Here is a 24760-nt window from a genome sequence, read left to right on the forward strand (position 1 = left end):
GGCCGCGCCGCGCCCGGGCCGTCTCCGGGCCGTCCGAGGGCGGCCATCGGCGACCGCTGACGACCAACAACGACCACGAGGGCGCGGCTGACAGCCGCGCCCTCGTGGTGTGTCTTTCCAGTTAGACCCAGGTGTCCAGCCACATCCGCGATCTCCACGAGTCGATCGGGATCGCCGTCCCCGTGTACAGCGGCCAGAAGTAGACGAAGTTCCAGGCGATCAGGAGGACCAGGACGCCCGCTCCGGTGGCGCCCGCGACACGGCGGGTGTCCGTGGAGCCGGGCGGACCGGCCAGCGCGCCGATCATCATGGCCACCGCCAGGCACAGGAAGGGCACGAACACGACGGCGTAGAAGAAGAAGATCGTGCGCTCCTGGTACAGGAACCAGGGCAGGTAGCCGGCCGCCACGCCGCACGCGATCGCGCCCGCCCGCCAGTCGCGGCGGAAGAACCAGCGCCACAGGACGTACAGCAGGGCAACGGCGGCCGTCCACCACAGCACCGGCGTGCCCAGGGCCAGGACCTCGCGGGCGCACTTCTCGCCGGCGTCCGCCGGGCAGCCGTCCACGCCGGGCGCCGGCGACTCGTAGAAGTAGGACACCGGGCGGCCGTCGACGATCCAGCTCCAGGGGTTGGACTGGTATGTGTGCGGCGAGGACAGGCCGACGTGGAACTTGTAGACCTCGTGCTCGTAGTGCCACAGGCTGCGCAGCCAGTCCGGCAGGAAGGCCCAGCTGCCGCCCCTGCCGTCGGTCGCCGCCCAGTTGCGGAAGTAGCCGCCCGAGCCGTCCGTGGGCGACCGGATCCAGCCGATCCAGGAGACCAGGTAGACGGCGAGTGCCACCGGGACGGTGGCCAGGAACGTCAGCGGCACGTCCCGCTTCAGCACCGCCACGTACGGGTGCCGGGCGCCGGCCACCCTGCGCGAGCCCACGTCCCACAGCACCGCCATGACGCAGAAGGCCGCCGTGACGTACAGGCCGTTCCACTTGGTGCCGATCGCCAGGCCCAGCATCAGACCGGCCGCCCAGCGCCAGGGACGCAGCCCCAGGCGGGTGGACTCGGCCGTGTGCGCGTCGGGGCGGACCCGGCCGTCGGGGTCCGCCGGGAGCGCGGCGGCGAGTCTGCCCCGTGCCCGGTCGCGGTCGATCAGCAGGCAGCCGAACGCCGCCAGCACGAAGAACATCAGCACGCCGTCGAGCAGCGAGGTGCGGCTCATCACGAAGTGCAGGCCGTCCACCGCCATCAGCGCGCCCGCCAGGCAGCCGAGGAACGTGGAGCGGAACAGCCGGCGGCCGATGCGGCACAGCATCAGCACCGACAGCGTGCCGAGCAGGGCCGTCATGAAGCGCCAGCCGAACGGGTCGAACCCGAAGAGCAGCTCGCCGAGGCCGATGACGTACTTGCCCACCGGCGGGTGCACGACGTAGGCCGGGTCGGAGGGGACGGGGACGTGACCGCCGGTCCTGAGGATCAGGTCGTTGGCGCTCTTGGCCCAGTTGACCTCGAAGCCGCGGTGGACGATCGCCCACGCGTCCTTGGCGTAGTACGTCTCGTCGAATATCACCGCCTTCGGGCTGCCCAGGTTCCAGAACCGCAGCACGCCCGCCAGCAGGGTCACCAGCAGCGGAGCGCCCCAGCCCGACCAGCGGGCGAGGCGGTCGGAGAGCGGCGGCGGGACGCGCAGGGCCGCCCACAGGCGCGGACCCGGCTCCGCGTAGGGCGGCACCAGTCGATCGATGACACCGCTGACGTGGGGTGCGGGCCCCGCCGAGTAGCCGAGACGGCGCAGCCGCTGCTGCCACGACGGCCGGTGGTCGTACGGGGACGGGCCCTGCCGGGTGTCCGTGGAGGAGGCGCTACTGGTCACCGCGCCATCGTAGGGAACCGCTCTGCGGGAGTCCCGCGCACGGGCGGTTGTGGGCGAAGGGCGTCCCGGCGCCCGCGCCGTTCGCCGGGGCCGGGACCCGTGCCGGTGCCTGCGAGGATGGGAGCGTGACTGGAACCCTTGTTTTGGCTGGCACCCCCATCGGCGACCTCCAGGACGCGCCGCCCCGGCTCGCCGAGGAACTCGCCGGCGCCGACGTCGTCGCCGCCGAGGACACGCGGCGGCTGCGGCGGCTGACGCAGGCCCTGGGCGTGCAGCCCAAGGGGCGCGTGGTGTCGTACTTCGAGGGCAACGAGTCCGCCCGCACCCCGGAACTGGTGGAGGAGCTGCTGGGCGGTGCGCGGGTCCTGCTGGTGACCGACGCGGGCATGCCGTCCGTGTCCGACCCCGGGTACCGGCTGGTCGCGGCGGCCGTGGAGAAGGACGTCCGGGTCACCGCCGTGCCGGGGCCGTCCGCCGTGCTGACCGCGCTCGCGCTGTCCGGGCTGCCCGTCGACCGGTTCTGCTTCGAGGGCTTCCTGCCGCGGAAGGCGGGGGAGCGGCTGTCCCGGCTGCGGGAGGTCGCGCAGGAGCGGCGGACGCTGGTCTACTTCGAGGCTCCGCACCGGCTGGACGACACGCTCGCGGCGATGGCCGAGGTGTTCGGCGCCGAGCGGCGGGCCGCCGTGTGCCGGGAGCTGACCAAGACGTACGAGGAGGTGCGGCGCGGCGCGCTGGGCGAGCTGGCCGCGTGGGCGGCGGAGGGCGTGCGCGGCGAGATCACCGTGGTGGTGGAGGGCGCGCCCGAGAAGGGTCCGGAGGAGATCGGCGCCGAGGAGCTGGTGCGGCGGGTACGGGTGCGGGAGGAGGCGGGGGAGCGGCGCAAGGAGGCGATCGCGGCGGTGGCCGCGGAGGCCGGGGTGCCGAAGCGGGAGGTCTTCGATGCGGTGGTGGCGGCGAAGCACAGCGGGTGACGTGCCGGTGACGCCGTGACGAGGCGATGTCGTTCCGGGGCGGTGAGGCCGCCCGTCCGCGCGGGCGGTGCAGGCAGTCCGGGGAGCGGGCCCCGGCGGCGCGGTCCGTGCGGCCCGTCCCCTCGCCCCGGCGCCGGATGCGCCGGGCGCCTCGGTGTGCGCAGGCGTCGTGCGCGGCGCACGACGGGTCGTGGGCCGCTCCGGGCAGGGCGTGCCTGGTGGCCGGTGTGCTCCCCATGCCCGGGCAAAGCGGTGACGCCGGAGGCAAAGCCACACCCCGCGCGGGAGGCCCGCAGGGCAAGCGGACTCCAAATCGGCTCCAACACTCGACAGGCCTGTCGCCCTCCCGCCGGTGACGCGCGTCCACTGGACGGCGGGGAACGCACCCGCGTCCCCCGTCCCCGGCGGGATCCGCGAGGACCCGCCCGACCGGGGACGCTCGTCCGGCGGACACGAGGAGCTGGCATGAGTGAGATACCGGGAGGGACCGGCCCCCGCGACACCGGGGCCGCCGTCGTCACCGAGTCCTACTCCTTCGCCTGCATGCGCTGCGGGCACGGCTGGGAGCAGTCCTACGAGATCGAGCACCACACGGACGGCGACGGCAACCGGCTCGTGCTGTACGTGGCCGACGACCGTGTCGTGCCGTCCCCGCTGAGCCACCCCGGCTGCCGGAACTGCGACAGCCGCGTCGTCCGCATCATGCGGGCCGGCCAGGTCTCCTCGGTCCAGCACCACCTGAACCGGCGGCAGCGCCCGGCGGGCCCCGTGGCCGCTGCGGCACCGGCGTTCCCGGCCGCGGAGGAGCCGGCGGACCGGGAGCGGCGCCGGCGCCACCACTGGCACCTGTCCGGCCTGCTGCGTCCCTTCCAGCGCAAGGCGGTGTGAGGCCCCGGTGCGGTGCAGGGCGGCCGAGGTCCCCGGCGCGTGCGGGCGGCGGCCGCCGGCGCGAGGGGCGGACCGCTCGGAGCCTCCGCCGTGAGGGCGGCCGGCCCGGAGTCTTCGCCGTGAGCCGGCCCGTCCTTCCCGGCGCGAGGGGCGGGCCGGGGCTCGCCCGTGGCCCGGAACGACAGCCCCTTTCGTAGGATCGGGGCATGCCTTCGAACGCCGACAAGAACGCGGCGCCACCGCTCCCGGAGCCGCTCCGGGTCCCGGTCGCCGACTCCCACACCCACCTCGACATGCAGGCCGGCACGGTCGGGGAAGGCCTGGCCAAGGCCGCGTCCGTGGGGGTGACCACGGTCGTCCAGGTCGGCTGCGACGTGACGGGCTCGCGGTGGGCCGCGGAGACGGCCGCCGCGCACACGAGCGTCCACGCCTCCGTCGCCCTGCATCCGAACGAGGCCCCGCGCATCGTGCACGGCGACCCCGTCCAGGAGGCGCCCGGAAGCGACTCGGACCAGGGCGGCGGGCGACGGACGGGACGGCCGCGGCCGGGCGGGCGTGGCCCCGGCGGGGACGCGGCGCTGGACGAGGCGCTCGCCGAGATCGACCGGCTGGCCGCGCTGCCCCAGGTCAGGGGCGTCGGTGAGACGGGGCTCGACTACTTCCGCACCGGGCCCGAGGGGAAGGCGGCGCAGGAGCGGTCCTTCCGCGCCCACATAGAGATCGCCAAGCGGCACGGCAAGGCCCTGGTCATCCACGACCGGGACGCCCACGCCGACGTGCTGCGCATCCTCAAGGAGGAGGGCGCCCCCGAGCGGACGGTGTTCCACTGCTACTCCGGCGACGCGGAGATGGCGGAGGTGTGCGCCCGCGCGGGCTACTACATGTCCTTCGCCGGCAACGTCACCTTCAAGAACGCGCAGAACCTGCGGGACGCGCTCGCTGTCGCCCCGCTGGAGCTGGTCCTGGTGGAGACCGACGCGCCGTTCCTGACCCCGGCGCCGTACCGCGGACGGCCCAACGCGCCCTACCTCGTTCCGGTCACGGTGCGCGCCATGGCCGCCGTCCGGGGCATCGACGAGGACGCGATGGCGACGGCGCTCGGCGAGAACACGGCCCGCGCCTTCGGCTACTGACGGCCGGCCGGGACGGCGGCGCCCCCGCCGGCGGCCGGCACCTGGAGCGTCACTCTCGGTGTTCACTCCGCTTTGGAGAGTGACGGGCACTCCGCTAGGTTCTGGGGTTCCGATCCGGACCCCCTCGCCCTTGGAGCGTGTCGGCGTGAGCAACTCGCAGGACGAGACGTATCTGTCCCGCGGCCCGGGCGTCAGCCCGGCCGGTCCGCGGCCGCCGCACCCCCCGCCGCACGGTGCCCCCGCCGGCCGCGGCGGTGCGCGGCACGACCTGCACGACGCCGAGACGGTGGCGGCACCCGGCCCGTACGGACCGCCCGGAGTCCACGAGGACACCTACCGGCCCGCCTACGAGCGGACCGAGCCGGTGCTCCCGCGGCAGACCGGCCGCGGGCCGGCCGGGGGCCCGCGGCCGCGGACGTCCGGCGCGGGCGCCGTCGGGACGGGACGGCGGGGCGTACGCCGGCGCAGGCCGACGTACGCCGAGCGCACGGAGGCGGGCGTGCGGCGGCTGCTGCCGCGGGCGCTGGTCGTGGCGTTCCTGGCGGGCGGCACCACCGCGTTCGTCGCCCAGGACAAGGCGGTCGAGCTGGACGTCGACGGCACCCCGCGCACCCTGCACACCTTCGCCGACGACGTCTCCGAGCTGCTCTCCGAGGAGGGCGTGCGCGTGGGCCCCCATGACGAGGTCGCGCCCGCCCCCGGCGCCGAGCTCGCCGGCGGCACCCGGGTCGCGGTGCGCTACGGGCGGCCGGTGCGGCTCACGCTCGACGGGGACCGGCACGAGGTGTGGACGACCGCGCACACGGTGGACGCGGCGCTGCGGGAGTTCGGGGTGCGGGTGGAGGGCGCCCACCTGTCCGTCCCGCGCTTCGGACGCATCGGACGTGCGGGGATCACGCTCGACGTCCGAACCGAACGCACCGTGACCGTCATGGCGGACGGCCGCGCCCGGACCGTCCGCACCAACGCGGCGACCGTGCGGGAGGCGGTGGCCCAGGCGGGCGTCACCCTGCGCGGGCAGGACGCCACCTCGGTCGCGCCGGACGCCTTCCCGCGCGACGGGCAGACCGTCACCGTGCTGCGCATCACCAGCCGGAGGGAGGTCCGGGAGGAGGCGATCCCCTTCACCGTCCGGCGCACCGCGGACCCCTCGCTGTTCCGCGGCACGGAGGTGGTGGAGCGGACCGGGCAGCCGGGCGTCCGCCGGGCCACGTACTCCCTGCGCACCGTCAACGGCGTACGCCAGCGGCCCCGGCGCCTGGACTCGACGGTCGTGCGCGCCCCGCGCGCGCAGATCGTGAAGGTCGGCACCAGGCCGCGTCCGCCGTCGGTGCGCGGCGCCGACCACCTGAACTGGCGGGGGCTGGCGGCGTGCGAGTCCGGGGGCAGGCCCGGGGCGGTCGACTCCACGGGCACGTACGGGGGGCTGTACCAGTTCGACACGCGTACCTGGCACAGCCTCGGCGGGGCCGGCCGCCCCCAGGACGCCTCGGCGGAGGAGCAGACCTACCGGGCGAAGAAGCTGTACGTACGCAGGGGCGCGAGCCCGTGGCCCCACTGCGGGGACCGCCTTCACGGATAGACCCGGTCTCCGGGGCCGGTGCGCGACGGACCGGGCGCGCGGGCCCGCGCCCGGTCCGAGCAAGCCCCTTGAGCCTGGCGGCCCGGTGGCTCCTGGCCGGGTGGTCCCCTGGGCCCGGTGGCCCGCTGGCCCGGTGGCCCGGTGGCCCGGTGGCCCGGTGGCCCGGTGGCCCGGTGGCCCGGTGGCCCGGTGGCGCCGTCCGGCCGCCGTCCCCCTGCTGCGTCGTCCGGGCGCCCCGGCCGCGCCAGAGCGTCGCCCTTGGCCGCCCGGCCGGACGCCGCTCGCCTGCCCCCGGCCGCGCGGCAGCCCCGGCCCCGGCCCGCGTGAGCGTCATCGGCCCCCCGGCCGCACGGTGGGCACCCGAGCGCCGTCCCCCGGCTGCTGGGCGTCGTCCGGCTGCCCCCGGACCGTGTCGCACCGTCCGGTCGCCCCGGCTGCGTGCGCGCCGCCCGGCGTGCCGGACGGGCGGGTGCCCCCGCGTGCCCCCGGACGCGTGGGCGGCTGCCGGGGGCACCGTACCCTTGCTCCGTGAGCAGCAGCCCCGTCCCCGACGCCCTCCTGGGTCCCGCCGACGTCCGTGAGCTGGCGGCAGCCCTCGGCGTGCGCCCCACCAAGCAGCGCGGCCAGAACTTCGTCATCGACGCGAACACGGTCCGCCGCATCGTCCGCACCGCACAGGTACGCCCCGACGACGTGGTCGTCGAGGTCGGTCCGGGGCTCGGCTCGCTCACCCTGGCGCTGCTGGAGGTCGCCGACCGCGTCACCGCCGTGGAGATCGACGACGTCCTCGCCGCGGCGCTGCCCGCCACCGTCGCGGCCCGCATGCCCGAGCGCGCCGACCGGTTCGCGCTCGTCCACTCCGACGCCATGCACGTGACCGAGCTGCCGGGGCCGGCCCCGACCGCGCTGGTCGCGAACCTGCCGTACAACGTCGCCGTCCCCGTGCTGCTGCACATGCTCGACACCTTCCCGAGCCTGGAGCGCACCCTCGTGATGGTGCAGGCGGAGGTCGCCGACCGGCTCGCGGCCGCGCCCGGCTCGAAGGTGTACGGCGTGCCGTCGGTCAAGGCCAACTGGTACGCCGAGGTGAAGCGGGCCGGGGCCATCGGCCGCAACGTGTTCTGGCCCGCGCCGAACGTCGACAGCGGGCTGGTCTCCCTGGTCCGGCGCACGGAGCCGCTGAGGACGACCGCGACGAGGCGCGAGGTGTTCGCCGTCGTCGACGCGGCGTTCGCCCAGCGGCGCAAGACCCTGCGGGCCGCGCTCGCGGGCTGGGCCGGTTCCGCGGCGGCCGCCGAGGCGGCGCTCGTCGCCGCCGGCGTCTCGCCGCAGGCGCGGGGCGAGTCGCTCACCGTGGAGGAGTTCGCGCGCATCGCCGAGTCCGCGCCGGTGCGGGACGCGGCCCCCGCCCCCACGAACGAGGAGTCCGGCAAGTGAGCGTGACCGTGCGCGTCCCGGCCAAGGTCAACGTCCAGCTGGCGGTCGGCGCCGCGCGCCCCGACGGCTTCCACGACCTGGCGAACGTCTTCCTCGCGGTCGGCCTCCACGACGAGGTCACGGCGACCCCGTCGGCCGGCGGCCTCCAGGTCACCTGTGAGGGCCCGGACGCCGGACAGGTCCCGCTGGACCACACGAACCTGGCCGCCCGCGCGGCCCTCGCGCTCGCCGAGCGGTACGGCCGCCCGGCCGACGTGCACCTGCACATCGCCAAGGACATCCCGGTCGCCGGAGGTATGGCGGGCGGCAGCGCGGACGGCGCGGCCGCGCTGCTCGCCTGCGACGCGCTGTGGGGCACGCGCGCCCCCCGCGCGGAACTGCTCGACATCTGCGCCGAGCTGGGCAGTGACCTGCCGTTCAGCCTGGTCGGCGGGGCGGCCCTGGGTACCGGGCGGGGCGAGCGGCTGGCGCCGCTGGAGGTGGGCGGTACCTTCCACTGGGTGTTCGCGATGGCCCACCGCGGGCTGTCCACCCCGGCGGTCTTCCGGGAGTTCGACCGGCTCGGCGAGGGCACGGACATGCCCGAGCCGGTCGCGTCCCAGGACCTGCTGGACGCCCTGGCCAAGGGCGATCCCGACGCGCTGGCCGCCGTGGTCTCCAACGACCTGCAGCCGGCCGCGCTGTCCCTCTTCCCCGAACTGGCCCATACCCTCGCCGCGGGCCGCGCCGCCGGCGCCCTCGCCGCGCTCGTCTCCGGCTCCGGCCCGACCACGGCGTTCCTGGTCCGCGACGCCGAGGCCGCGGACCGGGTGGCCGCGGCCCTGCGCGCGTCCGGCACCTGCCGCGCGGCCCGCACGGCGCCCGGCCCGGTGCCGGGCGCGACGGTCCTGGCCGACCGCCCCTAGGCACCACAGCGCACCGCACCGGGCGGCGAAGACTCCCGGAGCCCCGGCCCCGGGCCGACCGTGCCGCCCCGGCGAGGGGAAGGCCGTTCCCGGCGGAACGTCGCACGGTGGACCGCGCTCCGGCGCCGGCGTCGAAACCTGCGGACGGAGCACCGCTCGCGCCGACTACCCTGGAGGGTCGATCGATCCCCCGGGCAGGAGTGAAATGGCCGTCAACCTGGTCAATGTCGAGAACGTCAGCAAGGTGTACGGCACGCGTGCCCTGCTCGACGGTGTCTCGCTCGGCGTGTCCGAAGGGGACCGGATCGGGGTGGTCGGACGCAACGGCGACGGCAAGACCACCCTGATCCGGATGCTGGCCAAGCTGGAGGAGGCCGACACCGGGCGCGTCACGCACTCCGGCGGGCTGCGGCTCGGGGTGCTGACACAGCACGACTCCCTGGATCCCGAAGCGACCGTCCGGCACGAGGTCATCGGCGACCTCGCCGACCACGAGTGGGCGGGCAATGCCAAGATCCGCGACGTGCTGACCGGCCTGTTCGGCGGGCTGGACCTGCCCGGCTTCGCGAAGGGGCTCGACACGGTCATCGGACCGCTGTCCGGCGGCGAGCGGCGCCGGATCGCGCTCGCCAAGCTGCTCATCGAGGAGCAGGACCTGATCGTCCTGGACGAGCCCACCAACCACCTCGACGTCGAGGGCATCGCCTGGCTCGCCCAGCACCTGCAGAACCGCCGGTCGGCGCTGGTGTGCGTCACCCACGACCGGTGGTTCCTCGACCAGGTCTGCACCCGCATGTGGGACGTGCAGCGCGGCACCGTCCACGAGTACGAGGGCGGCTACTCCGACTACGTCTTCGCCCGCGCCGAGCGCGAGCGCATCGCGGCCGGCGAGGAGGTCAAGCGGCAGAACCTCGTCCGCAAGGAGCTGGCCTGGCTGCGGCGCGGCGCGCCCGCCCGCACCTCCAAGCCCCGCTTCCGCGTCGAGGCGGCCAACGAGCTCATCAGGGACGTGCCGCCGCCGCGGGACCGCAGCGAGCTGATGAAGTTCGCCTCCTCCCGGCTCGGCAGGACCGTCTTCGACCTGGAGGACGTGACCGTCCAGGCCGGCCCCAAGGTGCTGCTGCGGCACCTCACCTGGCAGCTCGGACCCGGCGACCGCGTCGGCCTGGTCGGCGTCAACGGCGCCGGCAAGACGTCCCTCCTGCGGGCGATGGCCGAGGCCGCCCGGTCGGAGGGCGAGCGGCAGCCCGTGGGCGGGCGGGTCGCCGTCGGCCGGACCGTCAAGCTCGCCTACCTCTCCCAGGAGGTCGCCGAACTCGACCCGGACTGGCGGGTGCTGGAGGCCGTGCAGCGGGTGCGTGAACGCGTCGACCTCGGCAAGGGGCGCGAGATGACCGCCGGGCAGCTCTGCGAGACGTTCGGCTTCAACAAGGACAAGCAGTGGACGCCGGTCGGTGACCTCTCCGGCGGCGAGCGGCGCCGGCTGCAGCTGCTGCGGCTGCTGATGGACGAGCCGAACGTCCTCTTCCTCGACGAGCCCACCAACGACCTCGACATCGAGACCCTCACCCAGCTCGAGGACGTGCTCGACGGCTGGCCCGGCTCGATGATCGTCATCTCGCACGACCGGTTCTTCGTCGAGCGCACCACCGACACCGTCTACGCCCTCCTCGGCGACGGCGCCCTGCGGATGCTGCCGCGCGGCATCGACGAGTACCTGGAGCGCCGCCGGCGGATGGAGCAGCAGGCCGCGGCAACCGTTCCCGCCCCGGCCGCCGCGTCCGCCGCCGAGAAGGCCGCGCCGGGGCGGAGCGCCGCCGAGCTGCGCACCGCGAAGAAGGAACTGCAGAAGATCGAGCGGCAGTTGGACCGGGTGTCGGAGAAGGAGTCCACGCTGCACGCCCGGATCGCCGAGAACGCCACCGACTTCGAGAAGGTCGCCCGACTCGACGCCGAACTGCGCGACTTGGCGGGGGAGCGCGAGGAGCTCGAGATGCGCTGGCTCGAACTCGCCGAGGACGCCTGAGGGCAGGCCCCGACGGCACGCGCGGCCACCGGGCGCCCGCCCGGGACCCGGCGCCGCCGCCGTCCCCGCTCCCGGCGCCGTCCCCGAACCGGGCCTCGGCGCCCGCCCGGTGCGCGCGCCGGGCCCGCACCCCGGTGTCCGGAACCACACGGCGCGCGCCCCCCGTCGCGTGCGCCGCGTAAAAGGGGGGTGAAGGCGCGTAACAGGGGCATCACAGGGCGGTTCTCCCTTGGGAACAGCGGCCGCTTTGGGCCGGTGGACCGTCGGCGGTGGGTGATAGAAAGACCGTCTGAGAACCATGCGAAGACGGCTCTGGGTCCACCGACAGCCTCAGGGCGTGGCTAAGAATCAGTGAATGAGGGGGAGCGCGCTGATGACTCAGCCGCCGGACCAGCCGCCGCGGGGCGGCTTCGGGGCGCCACGGGATCACTCCCCGGGTTCCGCACAGGGTTCGACCGGGGGACACCCCGACCAGCCACCGCAGCCCGGCGGCTCCGGTGCTCCGCACCCGCCGTCCGCTCCGGGCGGCGGCTTCGGCGCTCCCCAGGCCCCGCGTCAGGGCACGCCCCCGCCCCCGGCCCAGCCGCCGCAGCCCCAGCCCGGTTACGGCTACCCGCAGCAGCCCCCCGGTGGCCCCGGCCCTTACGCCCAGCCCGGGCCGGGCCCGTACGGCGCGCCCGCCGCGCCCGGCCCCTACGGGCAGCCCGGCCCCTACGGACCGCCGCAGCAGCCGGGGCCGTACGGACCGCCGCAGCAGCCGGGACCCTACGGGCAGCCGCAGCCCGGTCCGTACGGACAGCAGCCCGGCTACGGCTATCCGCAGCCGCAGTTCCCCGGAGCCCCCGGCACCCCGCCGCCCGGCGGTTCCCGCAACCCGTTCCGGGGCAGGCCGGCCGCCGTCGTCGGGGCCGCGGTCGCTGCCCTGCTCGTCGTGGGCGGCACCGTGTGGGCCGTGACCAGCGGCGACGACGGCGGGAAGAAGCCCGTCGCGGAGAAGAGCGGCGGCCCCGGACGCTCCGCCTCCGGCGCGCCGGCCAACCCCGGCGACGGCAGCGGTGACGGCCGCGAGGACCCGGAGAACCTCAACGACGGCCGCAAGCCCGGCGAGGCGAAGGTGCTCTGGTACAAGGAGGCGCCGGACACGCCCGGTTCCGGAGCCGACGCCCCCGGCATGTGGATCACCGGCAGCACCGCGGTCAAGGCGGCCTACAAGCAGCTCCTCGCCTACGCCGTGGGTGACGGCAAGCCGGCCTGGGACCCCGTCACCTTTCCGCAGAAGATCTGCGCGGTGACCCCGCAGAAGTCGGCCGACGACAAGGTCGTCGTGGCCTACATGAGCGGGGCCAGCGACCGCGCCAAGTGCAACCAGCTCCAGCAGATCGACCTGAACACCGGTGCGAAGGGGTGGAGCGGCGAGGTCGCCGAGGGCGCGCTGTTCGACAGCACGCTCAGCGTCGAGCTGTCGATCAGCGGCAGGACGCTGATGGTGGGCCGCTCGCAGTCCGGCACGGCGTACGACATCGGCACCGGCAAGAAGCTGTTCGACAAGCAGAAGTACGGTGCGGCCTGCTTCCCCACCGCCTTCGCGGGCGGCGCCCGGCTGATCGCGGTCGCCTCCTGCGGCGCCGGCCGCGCGGACGCGCACGACGAGGTGCAGGAGCTCGATCCGACGACCGGCACGGCCAAGTGGACCAAGAAGATCCCCAAGGGCTGGTCGGTCGCGCGCGCCTACTCCGTCGACCCGGTGATCCTCTACATGACCAACGAGGACAAGAAGCACTGGAACATCTCGACCCTGAAGGCCGACGGCTCCGTCCTCTCCCAGGTCGACACCAAGGCCTCCTTCCGGCCCGAGTGCGGCTGGGCCGTCCTCGAGCGCGACCTGCAGGGCTGCCGGGGCGTCGCGTCCGACGCCGACACCCTGTACCTGCCCACGGAGGCGACCAGCGGTCCCAACGAGATCGTCGCGATCAGCCTGGCCACCGGCAAGGAGAAGTGGCGCGTGAAGTCCCCGGCGGACACCACGATGCTGCCGGTCGGGGTGGAGGGCGGCAGGCTCGTCGCGTACGTCGAGCCGTCGTACTCCTCCGGCGGCCGGGTCGTGTCCGTGCCGACCGCCGGCACGCGTCACACGGCGACGACGCTGCTGCAGAACCCGCAGGCCACGGCGCAGATCGAGAACGGCTTCTTCTCCCGGGACTTCGACTGGGTCGACGGCCGGTTCTACCTCTCCACCACCCGGCTGAGCGGCAGGGACGAGGCGAAGGAGAAGTTGATGCTCGCCTTCGGCAAGTGAGGCGGGCCGGCCGCCCCGCGGCGGCCGGCCCTCCCGCGCCGTCCCGATCACCAGACTTCTTCCCGTCCCCGTTTCCCGAGGTGCACCCCCGATGACCCAGCCGCCCCCGCCCCCCAACCAGCCGCCGCAGCAGGGCGGTTTCGGCCCACCGCAGGACCAGCCGCCGCAGGGTTCCGGACCCGCGCCGGAATCCCGGCAGCCGCAGACGCCCGGGTCCCAGCAGCCCCAGCCGCCACAGCCCGCGCAGCCCCAGCCCCCGCAATCCGGGCCGGTCCCCGGGGCCGCACAGCCCCCGCAGGGTGCGCCCCCCGCCGGTCCGCCGAGCCTCACCAAGTCCCCCGGGTCCGCGCCGGACCAGGGCCAACCCCAGCAGCCGCCGCAGGGCGCCCCGCAGACGCCTCCGCCTCCGGCCCCGCCGGTGCCCGGCCCGCCGCCGCCCGGCTACGGCCACCCGCAGGCGCCCCCGCCCCCGCCGCCGCCCGGCTACGGCTATCCCCAGGCCCCGCAGGTGCCGCCGGGGTCCGGTTACGGCTACCCCACCGGGCAGCCGAACCCCTACGCCCAGCAGCCCGGCCCCTACGGCGCCCAGCAGCCCGGTTACGGCTACCCGGGGCAGCCGACGGTGCCGCTGCACGCGCAGGCGGCGCAGCCGGCGGGTGCCGGCGGCAGGCGGGGCCTGAACGCGCAGGTGGCGATCATCGTCGCGGCCGTCGTGGCGATCGCGCTGATCATCGGCGGCGGCGTCTGGTACGCCAACTCGTCCGGCCACGACGGCAGGAAGGACACCGCCGGGTCCAGCGGCGGCACCGGCGGTGAGGACGGCGAGGGCAGCGGCGGCGACTCCGCCGGCAACGGCACGGAGAAGGTGCCGGACGACCCGGCCGCCCGGGTGCTCTTCCAGATCCCCGCGCCGGTGGTCAAGGACGCCCAGATCGACAGCGTCGAGGGCTCCTGGCTGACCGACACCGTGTACGCCAAGGCCGGCGTCAACCAGATCGTGGGCTACGAACCCGACACCGGCAAGGCCAGGTGGACGCTGCCGCTGACCGGTCAGACCTGCGCCGCCTCCCGCCAGATCACCGCGGACAGGACCGCCGTCGTCCTCACCGAGGGAGCGAAGCGGAACAGCAAGGGCGACCACGTGCCCTGCACGGAGATCACCGCGTTCAGCCTGGACACCGGCAAGCAGCTGTGGACGGGGAACGTCGAGCTGAGCGGCACGAAGGTGGTGTTCGGCGAGGTCAGCATCTCGGGCAGCACGGTCGCGGTGGGCGGCGGATACAACGGCGGCGCCGGCTTCGACGTCAGGACCGGCAAGGTGCTGTGGCAGCCCAAGGTCGGCGGGTGCCGGGACGCCGGCTACGCGGGCGGCGAGCAGCTCGTCGCGGTCCGCAAGTGCGGCACCTACGGCAGCGAGACGCTGGAGGTCCAGCTGCTCGACGCCGCGACGGGCAGCGTCAAGTGGACGTACAAGCTGCCGGCCGGCATCGACAACGCCAAGGTCATCTCCACCAAGCCGGTCGTCTTCGGTGCCGACTCGAGCGACATCACCGCGTCCGGCGCCACCGACGTCTTCTCGCTGGACGACGGCGGCAAGCTGCGGTACAAGATCGCGCTCAAGGACGGCGAGTACGCCCACCGTTGCGAGATCAGCAGGGTCGACGGCTGCAAGGGGATCGTGGTCGGCAACGGCAAGCTGTACGTCCCGACCAAGGAACACGACGGCTCGGCGCAGTTCAGCAACACCAACGAGATCGTCGCCTTCTCCCTGGCGACGGGGAAGACCACCGGTGACCGCGTCGACGCGGGCGACCGCTACACGATCTTCCCGATCCGGATGGACGGGGGCGACCTCATCGCCTTCAAGGACGGCCCGTACGACAAGGGCGCCCAGGTGGTCTCCGTGAACGGCAGGACGCTGAAGCAGACCGAGCTGCTGGAGACGCCGGCCACCAGGCCGGTCCTGGACGCGATCAGCAGCATGGTCCCCAGCTCCGCGGAGCTGCTGTACACCGGCGGGCGGCTCTTCCTGGGCAAGGAACTGGTGAGCAAGCCCTACTCGGCGGACGAGAAGCGGTACACGGCCATCGGCTTCGGCACCCGGTAGGCCCGAGGAGACGGCCCCGCCCCCACTGGAACGGAAGCTTCACGGGGCGGGGCCGTTCGCGTACCCCGCCCGTCGTCCCCGCGTGGTCAATTTCGGCGATCCGGGCGCTTCTCGCCGGTAGGGGCAGCGCGGCGTGCCATGAGCGTGTAGCTTCCGGGGGCATGCGGGGCGGCTGCGCCGGGGGGTCACCGCCCGTGGGGTGGGGTGTGCGTGGGGTCCGGTGGGCATCCACAGGGGGCATCCAGGGGGAGCTGGGGGTTGCTCATGGGAGTGCGGCTGATGGTGGTGGACGACCACCGCCTGCTCGCCGAGGCGCTGGCCTCGGCGCTGAAGCTGCGCGGACACCGGGTGCTGGCCGCGGCGGCGCCCGTCGCGGGAGCGGCGGAGCTGGTGATCACACGGGCGCCGGAGGTGTGCCTGCTGGGCACGGCGGCACCGGCCGGGGCGGGGACGTTCGACCCGGTGCTGCGGATCAAGCGGGAGCGTCCGCAGGTCGCGGTCGTGGTGCTGGGGCCCGTGCCCTCGCCGCGGGGGATCGCGGCGGCCTTCGCCGCGGGCGCCTCGGGCTACGTCCGCCACGACGAGCGCATCGAGGGCGTCGAGCGGGCGATCACGAAGGCCCGCGCGGGTGAGGCGGCGGTGGCGCCCCAGCTGCTCCAGGGCGCCTTCGACGAGCTGCTCCACCCGGCCGCGCAGCCCGACGACGAGGGCCGGCGCCTGCTGCAGCTGCTGACTCCCCGGGAGGTGGAGGTCCTGGTGCGGGTGGCCGAGGGCGAGGACACCCGGCTCATCGCGGCGGGCATGGGCATAGCGCCGAGCACGGCCCGCACCCATGTGCAGCGGGTGCTGATGAAGCTGGAGGTGGGCTCCCGGCTGGAGGCGGCGGCTCTCGCGGCCCGCACGGGCCTGCTGGACCGCGCGGGCCCGCTGCTGAGGAAGGACACCGGGCCGGAGCGGACATCCCCGGCCCCGCCCGCCGGCGGCCGGTGAACGAGACCGCCGGCCGCGGGCGTCCCCGTGACGGCGGACGGCCGCCCCACCCGGCACCGGACCCGAGGCCGGCACCGGCACCGGCACCGGCCCCCGCGCCGGGTGCACGGCGGGCCCGCGCCCGCCGCCGTCGCGTCACTCCGCCGGTTCGTCCTCCCGCGGTGCCGCCGGCCGCAGCTTCAGCCACACCAGGAAGAACACGCCCAGGGCCAGCATCCCGATCCCGGTCCACAGGTTGATGTTGACGCCCTGCGCCTTGGCGATCGCGGCCTGCGAGTCCGTCAGGCCCGTGATCGTCACGATGATCCCGTAGAGGACGAACAGCCCGCCGATGATGCGCCGCAGGTCGAAGATCCGCGCGGCGGTCGCGGACTTGGTCTCCAGCTCGGAGACCTCCCGCTGGACGTCCTTCTCGGAGAATCCGTGGTTCTCGGTCATGGTCTCTCAATCCTCCCGCGTCAGAGCGAGAACGGGATGTAGCAGAGGGCGGCGAGGACGACCGCTCCCCAGCCCAGGAGCGCGGGCCTGCGGTACCAGACCTCGTCGCCGGGGGCGGCGGGCTCGGCCACGCCGGGGGAGGTGGTGCCGTAGACCAGGCCCCGCAGCTCCTCGGCGGGCTTGGGCCGGGTGAACAGCGACACGGCCACCATGACCACCGCGCCCGCGACGAAGCCGGCGATCGCGGAGACGAAGTTGGCGCCCTGGTCGGTGGGGATGTGGATGATGCCCTGCTTGTAGATGACGAAGTAGTTCACCATCGCGGTCACGGTGCCGGCGAGCAGGCCCCAGAAGCCGGACTTCGTGGACGCGCGCTTCCAGAACATGCCGACGATGAACACCACGAACATCGGCACGTTGAAGAAGGAGAACAGCGTCTGCAGGTAGGCCATGATGTTCGAGAACGACGAGGCGAGGAAGGCCGTACCGACCGAGGCGAGCACGCCGACGGCGGTGATGAGCCGCCCGAACCGCACGTAGTAGCCGTCCTCGCGGTCCTTGACGACGTACTTGGCCCAGATGTCGTTGGTGAACACCGTGTTGAAGGACGACACGTTGGCCGCCATGCCGGCCATGAAGGCGGCGAGGAGGCCGGTCACCGCGATGCCGAGCACGCCGTTGGGCAGCAGCTCCTGCATCAGGTACGGGATGGCGTCATTGTACTGCAGGCCGGAGCCGGCGGTGCCGATCCTGGGCACGAGGGCGGCGGCGACCAGACCGGGGATCATCACCAGGAAGACGATGAAGATCTTCGGGTACGCGGCGATCAAGGGGGTGCGCTGGGCGGCGGAGAGGTTCTTCGCGGACAGCGCGCGCTGGACCTCGGCGAAGTTGGTGGTCCAGTAGCCGAAGGAGAGCACGAAGCCGAGGCCGAGGACGATCGTCAGCCAGTTGGCGCCCAGCGGGTTGGCGCTGCCGATGCCCGTGCCGCCCCAGGCGCTCACGAAGTTCTCGCCGTGCTGCCTGGTGAGGGTGGCGGTCAGACCGTCCCAGCCGCCGACCCGCTTCAGGCTGAGCACCACGATCGGGATCAGGGCGGCGAGGATGACGAAGAACTGCAGCACCTCGTTGTAGATCGCGGACGACAGGCCGCCGAGGGTGATGTAGGCGAGGACGAAGAAACCGGCGACCACGATGGCCACCCACTGCGGCCAGCCGAGCAGGGCCTCGACGACGATCGCCAGGGCGTACAGGTTCACGCCCGCGATGAGGATGGCGGCGAACGCGAACAGGATCGAACTGAGCAGGTGCGCGCCCCTGTCGAAGCGCAGCAGCAGGAACTCGGGGACCGAGCGCACCTTGGAGCCGTAGTAGAAGGGCATCATGACCAGGCCGAGGAAGACCATGGCGGGGATGGCGCCGATCCAGTACCAGTGCACGGTGTAGACGCCGTACTGGGCACTGTTGGCGGCCATCCCCAGGATCTCGGTGGCGGCGAGGTTGGCGGAGATGAACGCCAGACCGGTGATCCAGGCGGGCAGGGACCGTCCGGCGAGGAAGAAGTCGAGGCTCGTTCTCACCGAGCGGCGGGCGGCGAAGCCGACGCCGAGCACCACGACGAAGTAGATCCCGAGGATCGTGTAATCGAGCCAGTTGGTGGGGAGTCGTAGCTCTGCTGCCAGGTACGTGGGGGTTTGCATAGGAACTCGCTTCGTTGCGCGAACTGGTCCAGCGTGGAACCTACGCCTCCGCGTTCAGTATTTGAACACTTGTGTTGAGGGTCTTTGTTGGATCGTGATGTGGCGCCGCTTGTGATCGGTTGTGACATGTTATGTTTGATTGTGTTGAGTGATTGGGTCCGGGCATAGGGAGTCCGAAGTGAAGAAGACCTCGACCCGGCTGGCCGACGGTCGTGAGCTCATCTACTACGACCTGCGGGACGACATCGTGCGCGACGCGGTCGACCGGCGTCCGCTGGAGCGGACGGTGACCACGTCCGAGATCCGCCAGGACGTGCTGCTCGGCGACGCGGTCGCCGTGGCCTCGCACCGCCAGGGCCGCACCTACCACCCGCCGGCCGACGAGTGCCCGCTGTGCCCGTCGCGCGGCGAGCGGCTGAGCGAGATCCCCGACTCCTCCTACGACGTGGTGGTGTTCGAGAACCGCTTCCCGTCGCTGGCCGGCGACTCCGGCCGGTGCGAGGTCGTGTGCTTCACCTCCGACCACGACGCCTCCTTCGCCGGCCTGACCGAGGAGCAGGCGCGGCTCGTCCTCGACGCGTGGACGGACCGGACGTCGGAGCTGTCGCATCTGCCCTCCGTGGAGCAGGTCTTCTGCTTCGAGAACCGCGGAGCCGAGATCGGCGTGACCCTGGGTCACCCCCACGGTCAGATCTACGCCTACCCCTTCACCACCCCGCGCACCGCGCTCATGCTGCGGTCGCTGGCGTCCCACAAGCGGGCCACCGGCGGGGAGAACCTCTTCGACGCCGTCCTGGAGCGTGAGCTCGCCGGCGAGCGGGTCGTCCTGCGCACCGACCACTGGGTCGCCTTCGTCCCGTACGCCGCGCACTGGCCGTACGAGGTCCACCTGTACCCGCGCCGCCGCGTGCCGGACCTGCTGGCGCTCGACGAGGCGGCGCGCGCGGAGTTCCCCCGGGTGTACCTGGAACTGCTGAGGCGCTTCGACCGGATCTTCGACGCGCCGGACGGCGGGCAGGGATCCGCGGACCGGCTGCCGACGCCGTACATAGCGGCCTGGCACCAGGCCCCGTTCGGCGCGCTGGAGGAGTTCGACGGCGTCGGCCGGGACGACTTCGCGCTCCACCTGGAGCTTTTCACCATCCGACGTACCGCCGGCAAGCTCAAGTTCCTCGCGGGTTCCGAGTCCGGCATGAACGTGTTCATCAATGACGTGCCGCCGGAGCGCGCGGCCGAGCGACTGCGAGAGGTAGCGAGTTCATGAGCGGGAAGTACCTGGTGACGGGTGGCGCGGGCTACGTCGGCAGCGTCGTCGCCCAGCACCTGCTGGAGGCCGGCCACGAGGTGACCGTCCTGGACAACCTCTCCACCGGCTTCCGCGAGGGCGTCCCCGCGGGCGCCGCCTTCGTCGAGGACGACATCCGGCGCGCCGCCAAGTGGCTGGACCCCTCCTACGACGCCGTGCTGCACTTCGCCGCGTCCTCACAGGTCGGCGAATCCGTGGTGAAGCCGGAGAAGTACTGGGACAACAACGTCGGCGGCACCATGGCGCTGCTGACCGCCATGCGCGAGGCCGGCGTGCGCAGGCTGGTGTTCTCGTCCACGGCGGCCACGTACGGAGAGCCCGAGCAGGTCCCGATCGTCGAGACCGCGCCGACGAAGCCGACCAACCCCTACGGCGCCTCCAAGCTCGCCGTCGACCACATGATCGCCGGGGAGGCCGCCGCGCACGGCCTGGCCGCGGTCTCGCTGCGCTACTTCAACGTGGCCGGCGCCTACGGCTCCCACGGGGAGCGCCACGACCCGGAGTCGCACCTCATCCCCCTCGTGCTCCAGGTCGCGCAGGGCCGCCGGGAGGCGATCTCCGTCTTCGGCGACGACTACCCGACCCCCGACGGCACCTGCGTCCGCGACTACATCCACGTCGCCGACCTCGCCGAGGCCCATCTGCTGGCCCTGAGGGCCGCCGGTCCGGGCGAGCACCTGATCTGCAACCTCGGCAACGGCAGCGGCTTCTCGGTCCGCGAGGTCGTCGAGACCGTCCGCCGGGTCACCGGCCACCCCGTCCCCGAGGTCGTGGCCCCGCGCCGCGGTGGCGACCCGGCCGTCCTGGTTGCCTCCGCCGAAACGGCGCGCGAGAAGCTCGGCTGGACCCCGTCCCGCACGGACCTCGCGGGTATCGTCGCGGACGCATGGGAGTTCGCGCAGCAGGTCGCAGACACGGCAGGGGAGCGGTAGTGGGGGCACAGCAGGTGCGGGACGGCTTCGTCGAGCTGTACGGGGCCGAGCCCGAGGGCGTCTGGGCGGCGCCGGGCCGGGTCAACCTGATCGGCGAGCACACCGACTACAACGACGGCTTCGTCATGCCGTTCGCCCTGCCGCACGTCACGGTCGCCGCGGTCTCCCGGCGCACCGACGGCGTGCTGCGCCTGCACTCGGCGTCCGTAGAGAGCGGCGAGGGCGACGGCGGCCCGGGGGCGGCCGTCGAGCTGCGCGTCGACGAGCTGGCCCCCGAGTCCGCCAAGGGCTGGACGGCCTACCCGGCCGGTGTGGTGTGGGCGCTGCGCGAGGCCGGCCACGCGGTCACCGGCGCGGACGTCCACCTGACCTCGACCGTGCCGGCCGGCGCCGGCCTGTCGTCGTCCGCCGCGCTGGAGGTCGTCGTCGCCCTCGCCCTGAACGACCTGTTCGCCCTCGGGCTCAAGGGCTGGCAGCTGGCCCGTCTGTGCCAGCGCGCCGAGAACGTCTACGTCGGTGCCCCCACCGGCATCATGGACCAGACGGCGTCGGCGTGCTGTGAGGCCGGCCATGCCCTGTTCCTCGACACCCGCGACCTGTCCCAGCATCAGATCCCCTTCGACCTCGCGGCCGAGGGCATGCGCCTGCTGGTCGTCGACACCCGCGTCGAACACGCCCACAGCGGCGGCGAGTACGGCAGGCGCCGCGCCGGCTGCGAGAAGGGCGCCGCGCTGCTCGGCGTGGACGCCCTGCGGGACATCCCCCACGGCGAGCTGGACGCGGCGCTGGAGCGGATCGGCGACGACGAGGAGGTGCGCCGCCTGGTGCGCCACGTCGTCACCGAGGACGAGCGGGTCGAGCGCGTGGTGTCGCTGCTGCGGAAGGGCGACGCCCGGGCGATCGGACCGGTGCTGACCGAGGGGCACCTGTCCCTGCGGGACGACTTCCGCGTCTCCTGCCCGGAGCTCGACCTGGTCGTCGACTCCGCGAACGCCGCCGGCGCGCTGGGCGCCCGCATGACCGGCGGCGGTTTCGGCGGCTCGGCGATCGTGCTGGCCGAGGAGGGCGACGTGCCCGCGATCACCAAGGCGGTCGAGGAGGCCTTCGCCGCGGCCGGCTTCCGGGCTCCGCGGGTGTTCGAGGCGGTGCCCTCGGCGGGGGCGCGCCGGCTCAGCCCAGCGGCTTGATCAACGTGTACTCGGTGATCCCCGGCGGATAGTCGGGGATCGCGCACACCACCTTGTAGCCGTGCCGGCGGTAGAACTCCGGCGCCTGGAAGTCCCAGGTCTCCAGGCGTGCGGCCCGGCAGCGGCGCTCGCGGCGCGCCGTCCGCTCCGCCCGCGCCAGCAGCCGGGAGCCCAGGCCCCGGCCCCGGTGACGGGCGTCGACCCACAGGTACGCGACATGCAGCCAGGTCGTCCACGTGTGGCCGACCAGACCGCCGGCCAGGTGCCCTGCGTCGTCCACCGCCCAGACGTGCAGCGGCAGCTCGCGATCGGCGGGAGTGCCGCGCAGGGCGGCGAGGACCGGCGAGGCCGCCGCGTTGGTGTCGCGGAGACGGGAGCGGAGCAGAGCGTGCCGCTCTTTGTCTACTTCTGCCTCGATTCGGAACATGCGGCACACCCTAAACGCGCCCGGTGGTCAGTTCTGCGAATTGCCTTCCGCTCCTGCCCCCCGTCCGTAGTCTGAAAACAGCACCGGTGGGGGCCGGTGCCGATCAGGGGGCGAGACAGCCGGGTACGACGCCCTGAGTGGGGGTAGCTCTTCCGCATGGCGGCGGCCGTGCGGTCGTGACCACGGGGCGCCGTACCCGCGCCGGTCGGCGTTCTCCGGACGGACGATGGCGCGTCCCCTGCCCTTCACAGGGCGTGGGGAAAGGGGGGTTTTCAGTGGTTCGCATCCGAGTGCTGGTGGTCGACGACCACCGCATCTTCGCCGAGTCCCTCGCCGCCGCCCTGGCCGCCGAGCCCGACGTCGAGGTGGCCGCGGCCGGCTCCGGTCCGGCGGCGCTGCGCTGCCTGGAGCGGGCGGCCGCCGAGGGCCGCCGGTACGACGTGGCACTCGTCGACGCCGACCTGGGCGGCACCGTGCCCGGCTCGCGCACCGCCGTGCCGGTGCGCGACGGCGACGCGGACGGCCTGGTCGACGGGATCTCCCTCGTCGCCGGGGTCCGGGGCGCCCAGCCCGGCGTGCGGACCGTGGTGCTCGCCGAGCGGGACGACCCCCACCGGGCGGCGCTGGCCCTGCAGGCCGGGGCCTGCGGCTGGGTGGCCAAGGACTGCTCGCTGTCGCGGCTGCTGACCGTCATCCGGGGCGTGCTGCGTGACGAGACGCATCTGCCGCCGGCCCTGCTGACGGGGGTGCTGCGCGAACTGACCGCCGCGCGCAGGCACCGCAGCGAGAGCGAGCGGCTGGTGGAGTCCCTGACCCCCCGCGAGCGGGAGGTGCTGCGCTGCATGGTCGCCGGACTCGGCCGCAAGGCCGTCGCCGAACGGCTCTACCTTTCCCCGCACACCGTGCGCACCCACATGCAGAACGTCCTCGGCAAGCTGGGCGTGCACTCCACGCTCGCCGCCGTCGCGCTCGCCCGGCGCGCCGGGGTCGGGCCGGCGGAGACGGCACCCGCCACGCCGATCGGGGTGAAGGTGAGGGAGAGCAGCAGCGCCTGAACCGGGGCGCTCGGCCGGATCCGGAGGAGAGTCCCTGGTCTAGCCCGGGATGTTGTCGAACGGGGCGGTCAGCTGACGCAGCAGGGCGGCCAGCTCGCTGCGCTGGGCGTGCGACAGCTCGCCCAGGATCGCCCGCTCCTGGTCGAGCAGTCCCGCGAGCGACTGGTCCGCGCGGTCCCGGCCCTCCTCCGTCAGCCGGACCAGCACACCGCGCCGGTCGCTGGGGTCGGGCAGGCGCTCGACCAGGCCCTTCTTCGCCAGCCGGTCGATGCGGTTGGTCATCGTGCCCGAGGTGACCAGGGTCTGGGTCAGCAGCTGCCCCGGCGACAGCTGGTACGGGGACCCGGCGCGCCGCAGCGCCGTCAGCACGTCGAACTCCCAGGGCTCCAGGCTGTGCTCGGAGAAGGCGAGCCGGCGCGCGCGGTCCAGGTGCCGGGCCAGCCTGCTCACCCGGCTGAGCACCTCGAGCGGTTCCACGTCGAGGTCCGGGCGCTCGCGGCGCCATGCTGCGACCAGCCGATCGACCTCGTCCTCCATGACGATCAGTGTAGTGGTTGTGTCGACGTGAAGTCTCTTGACGTCGATTGTCTTGACGTCAAGATACTTTGCGCGGGAAAGTGGTGACCGCGGGCCCGCACGATCCCGAGGACCGTGGTCACCGACCGCCGAGAACATCCAGGAGGCCGCCATGCCGTCCCCCCTCACCCCCGTCTGGGACCCCGCCCAGTACCTGCGCCACGCCGGGCACCGCGCCCGCCCCTTCACCGACCTCCTCGCCCGCGTCCCCGATCCGCCCGGCGGCCGGCCCCGCGTCGCCGACCTCGGCTGCGGCCCGGGCAACGTCACCGTCCTGCTCACCGACCGCTGGCCCGCCGCGCACGTCACCGGGTACGACAACTCGCCCGAGATGCTCGACCGGGCCCACGTCGACCACGAGGGCCCCACCCGCGGCGGCGGCCGCCTCGACTTCGCCGGCGCCGACCTGCGCACCTGGACGCCGCCGGAGCCGTACGACCTCATCGTCTCCAACGCCACCCTGCAGTGGGTGCCGGGGCACGCCGGCCGGTTCGCCGACTGGATCGCGGCCCTGAGGCCCGGTGGCACCTTCGCCTTCCAGGTCCCCGGCAACTTCTCCGCACCCAGCCACCGCCTGATGCGCGACCTCGCCCACTCCGCCCGCTGGCGCGGCCGCCTCGCCGCGGTCCTGCGCCACGACGACGCCGTCCTCACGCCGCAGGACTATCTGGAGCGGCTGACCGGCCTCGGCTGCGCGGCGGACGTGTGGGAGACGACGTACCTCCACCTGCTCCAGGGGGAGGACCCGGTCCTCGACTGGGTCAAGGGCACGGGCCTGCGCCCGGTCCTCACGGCGCTCGCCGACGACCCCGGGGCGCGGGAGGAGTTCGTGGCCGAGTACCGCGACGCCCTGCGCGAGGCCTACCCGGCCGGCCCGCACGGCACCCCGTTCCCCTTCCGCCGCGTCTTCGCGGTGGCCACGAAGGAGGCCTGA

20 protein-coding genes are annotated in these 24760 nt (G+C 73.9%); 15 read left to right on the forward strand and 5 right to left on the reverse strand.

The features are described 5' to 3' along the window. Window positions 1-121: 121 nt before the first annotated feature. Window positions 122-1870, reverse strand: a complete 1749-nt coding sequence (locus ACWDNY_RS10450) for a dolichyl-phosphate-mannose--protein mannosyltransferase (protein WP_451645324.1) — start codon at window positions 1868-1870, stop codon at window positions 122-124. Window positions 1871-1995: 125 nt separating this feature from the next. On the opposite strand from ACWDNY_RS10450, the gene rsmI reads away from it, so the two are divergent. The 10 genes from rsmI to ACWDNY_RS10500 all read left to right on the forward strand — a co-directional run bounded on the left by rsmI (window position 1996) and on the right by ACWDNY_RS10500 (window position 16205). Then, complete coding sequence (gene rsmI, locus ACWDNY_RS10455; RefSeq protein WP_451645325.1) at window positions 1996-2841, forward strand: 16S rRNA (cytidine(1402)-2'-O)-methyltransferase; 846 nt, start codon at window positions 1996-1998, stop codon at window positions 2839-2841. A 465-nt stretch (window positions 2842-3306) separates the two neighbouring features. Then, window positions 3307-3729, forward strand: a complete 423-nt coding sequence (locus ACWDNY_RS10460) for a hypothetical protein (RefSeq protein ID WP_451645326.1) — start codon at window positions 3307-3309, stop codon at window positions 3727-3729. Window positions 3730-3935: 206 nt separating this feature from the next. Next, window positions 3936-4862, forward strand: coding sequence for a TatD family hydrolase (locus ACWDNY_RS10465; protein WP_451645327.1), 927 nt, complete (start codon window positions 3936-3938; stop codon window positions 4860-4862). 145 nt (window positions 4863-5007) lie between these two features. After that, the gene (locus ACWDNY_RS10470) at window positions 5008-6444 is read left to right on the forward strand and encodes a ubiquitin-like domain-containing protein (RefSeq protein ID WP_451645328.1); all 1437 of its coding nucleotides are present in this window, start codon (window positions 5008-5010) and stop codon (window positions 6442-6444) included. Between the two features lie 528 nt (window positions 6445-6972). Further along, on the forward strand, window positions 6973-7881 hold the full coding sequence (rsmA, locus tag ACWDNY_RS10475) for a 16S rRNA (adenine(1518)-N(6)/adenine(1519)-N(6))-dimethyltransferase RsmA (RefSeq protein WP_451645329.1): 909 nt from the start codon (window positions 6973-6975) through the stop codon (window positions 7879-7881). Further along, the gene (locus ACWDNY_RS10480) at window positions 7878-8786 is read left to right on the forward strand and encodes a 4-(cytidine 5'-diphospho)-2-C-methyl-D-erythritol kinase (protein WP_451645330.1); all 909 of its coding nucleotides are present in this window, start codon (window positions 7878-7880) and stop codon (window positions 8784-8786) included. Before rsmA ends, ACWDNY_RS10480 begins: the two co-directional genes overlap by 4 nt. Before the next feature lie 205 nt (window positions 8787-8991). Next, window positions 8992-10812 carry an ABC-F family ATP-binding cassette domain-containing protein gene (locus ACWDNY_RS10485; protein ID WP_451645331.1) on the forward strand — a complete coding sequence of 607 codons (1821 nt, stop codon included), beginning with the start codon at window positions 8992-8994 and terminating at the stop codon, window positions 10810-10812. A gap of 373 nt (window positions 10813-11185) precedes the next feature. After that, window positions 11186-13108, forward strand: a complete 1923-nt coding sequence (locus tag ACWDNY_RS10490) for an outer membrane protein assembly factor BamB family protein (protein WP_451645332.1) — start codon at window positions 11186-11188, stop codon at window positions 13106-13108. A 418-nt stretch (window positions 13109-13526) separates the two neighbouring features. Continuing rightward, window positions 13527-15215, forward strand: coding sequence for an outer membrane protein assembly factor BamB family protein (locus tag ACWDNY_RS10495; protein WP_451645333.1), 1689 nt, complete (start codon window positions 13527-13529; stop codon window positions 15213-15215). Window positions 15216-15479: 264 nt separating this feature from the next. Further along, window positions 15480-16205, forward strand: coding sequence for a response regulator transcription factor (locus ACWDNY_RS10500; protein ID WP_451645352.1), 726 nt, complete (start codon window positions 15480-15482; stop codon window positions 16203-16205). Between the two features lie 135 nt (window positions 16206-16340). Here the strand turns inward: ACWDNY_RS10500 and ACWDNY_RS10505 are convergent, their stop codons facing one another. After that, window positions 16341-16643, reverse strand: coding sequence for a hypothetical protein (locus ACWDNY_RS10505; RefSeq protein WP_451645334.1), 303 nt, complete (start codon window positions 16641-16643; stop codon window positions 16341-16343). A 20-nt stretch (window positions 16644-16663) separates the two neighbouring features. Further along, window positions 16664-18343, reverse strand: coding sequence for a sodium:solute symporter family protein (locus ACWDNY_RS10510; protein ID WP_451645335.1), 1680 nt, complete (start codon window positions 18341-18343; stop codon window positions 16664-16666). 178 nt (window positions 18344-18521) lie between these two features. On the opposite strand from ACWDNY_RS10510, the gene galT reads away from it, so the two are divergent. Genes galT through galK form a run of 3 tightly spaced genes read left to right on the forward strand, consistent with a single transcriptional unit; the run spans window position 18522 to window position 21768 of the window. Further along, entirely contained in the window at window positions 18522-19607 is a 1086-nt protein-coding gene (galT, locus tag ACWDNY_RS10515; RefSeq protein ID WP_451645336.1) for a galactose-1-phosphate uridylyltransferase, read from the forward strand. Next, window positions 19604-20581 (forward strand): UDP-glucose 4-epimerase GalE, encoded by a 978-nt coding sequence (gene galE, locus ACWDNY_RS10520; RefSeq protein WP_451645337.1) that lies wholly within the window; start codon window positions 19604-19606, stop codon window positions 20579-20581. Before galT ends, galE begins: the two co-directional genes overlap by 4 nt. Further along, the gene (gene galK / locus ACWDNY_RS10525; protein WP_451645338.1) at window positions 20581-21768 is read left to right on the forward strand and encodes a galactokinase; all 1188 of its coding nucleotides are present in this window, start codon (window positions 20581-20583) and stop codon (window positions 21766-21768) included. Before galE ends, galK begins: the two co-directional genes overlap by 1 nt. Here galK and ACWDNY_RS10530 read toward each other — a convergent pair. After that, window positions 21752-22195 carry a GNAT family N-acetyltransferase gene (locus tag ACWDNY_RS10530; RefSeq protein ID WP_451645339.1) on the reverse strand — a complete coding sequence of 148 codons (444 nt, stop codon included), beginning with the start codon at window positions 22193-22195 and terminating at the stop codon, window positions 21752-21754. The two genes, galK and ACWDNY_RS10530, sit on opposite strands and share 17 nt — an antisense overlap. 275 nt (window positions 22196-22470) lie before the next feature. On the opposite strand from ACWDNY_RS10530, the gene ACWDNY_RS10535 reads away from it, so the two are divergent. Beyond that, entirely contained in the window at window positions 22471-23250 is a 780-nt protein-coding gene (locus ACWDNY_RS10535) for a LuxR C-terminal-related transcriptional regulator (protein WP_451645340.1), read from the forward strand. A 39-nt stretch (window positions 23251-23289) separates the two neighbouring features. Here ACWDNY_RS10535 and tamR read toward each other — a convergent pair whose 3' ends face one another. Continuing rightward, a complete protein-coding gene (gene tamR / locus ACWDNY_RS10540) occupies window positions 23290-23787 on the reverse strand; it encodes a MarR family transcriptional regulator TamR (RefSeq protein ID WP_451645341.1) in 498 nt (165 codons plus the stop codon). 151 nt (window positions 23788-23938) lie between these two features. Here tamR and ACWDNY_RS10545 point away from each other — a divergent pair, with 151 nt between their 5' ends. Further along, a complete protein-coding gene (locus ACWDNY_RS10545) occupies window positions 23939-24760 on the forward strand; it encodes a trans-aconitate 2-methyltransferase (RefSeq protein WP_451645342.1) in 822 nt (273 codons plus the stop codon).

The sequence above is a fragment of the Streptomyces sp. NPDC003697 genome (genome assembly GCF_053587115.1).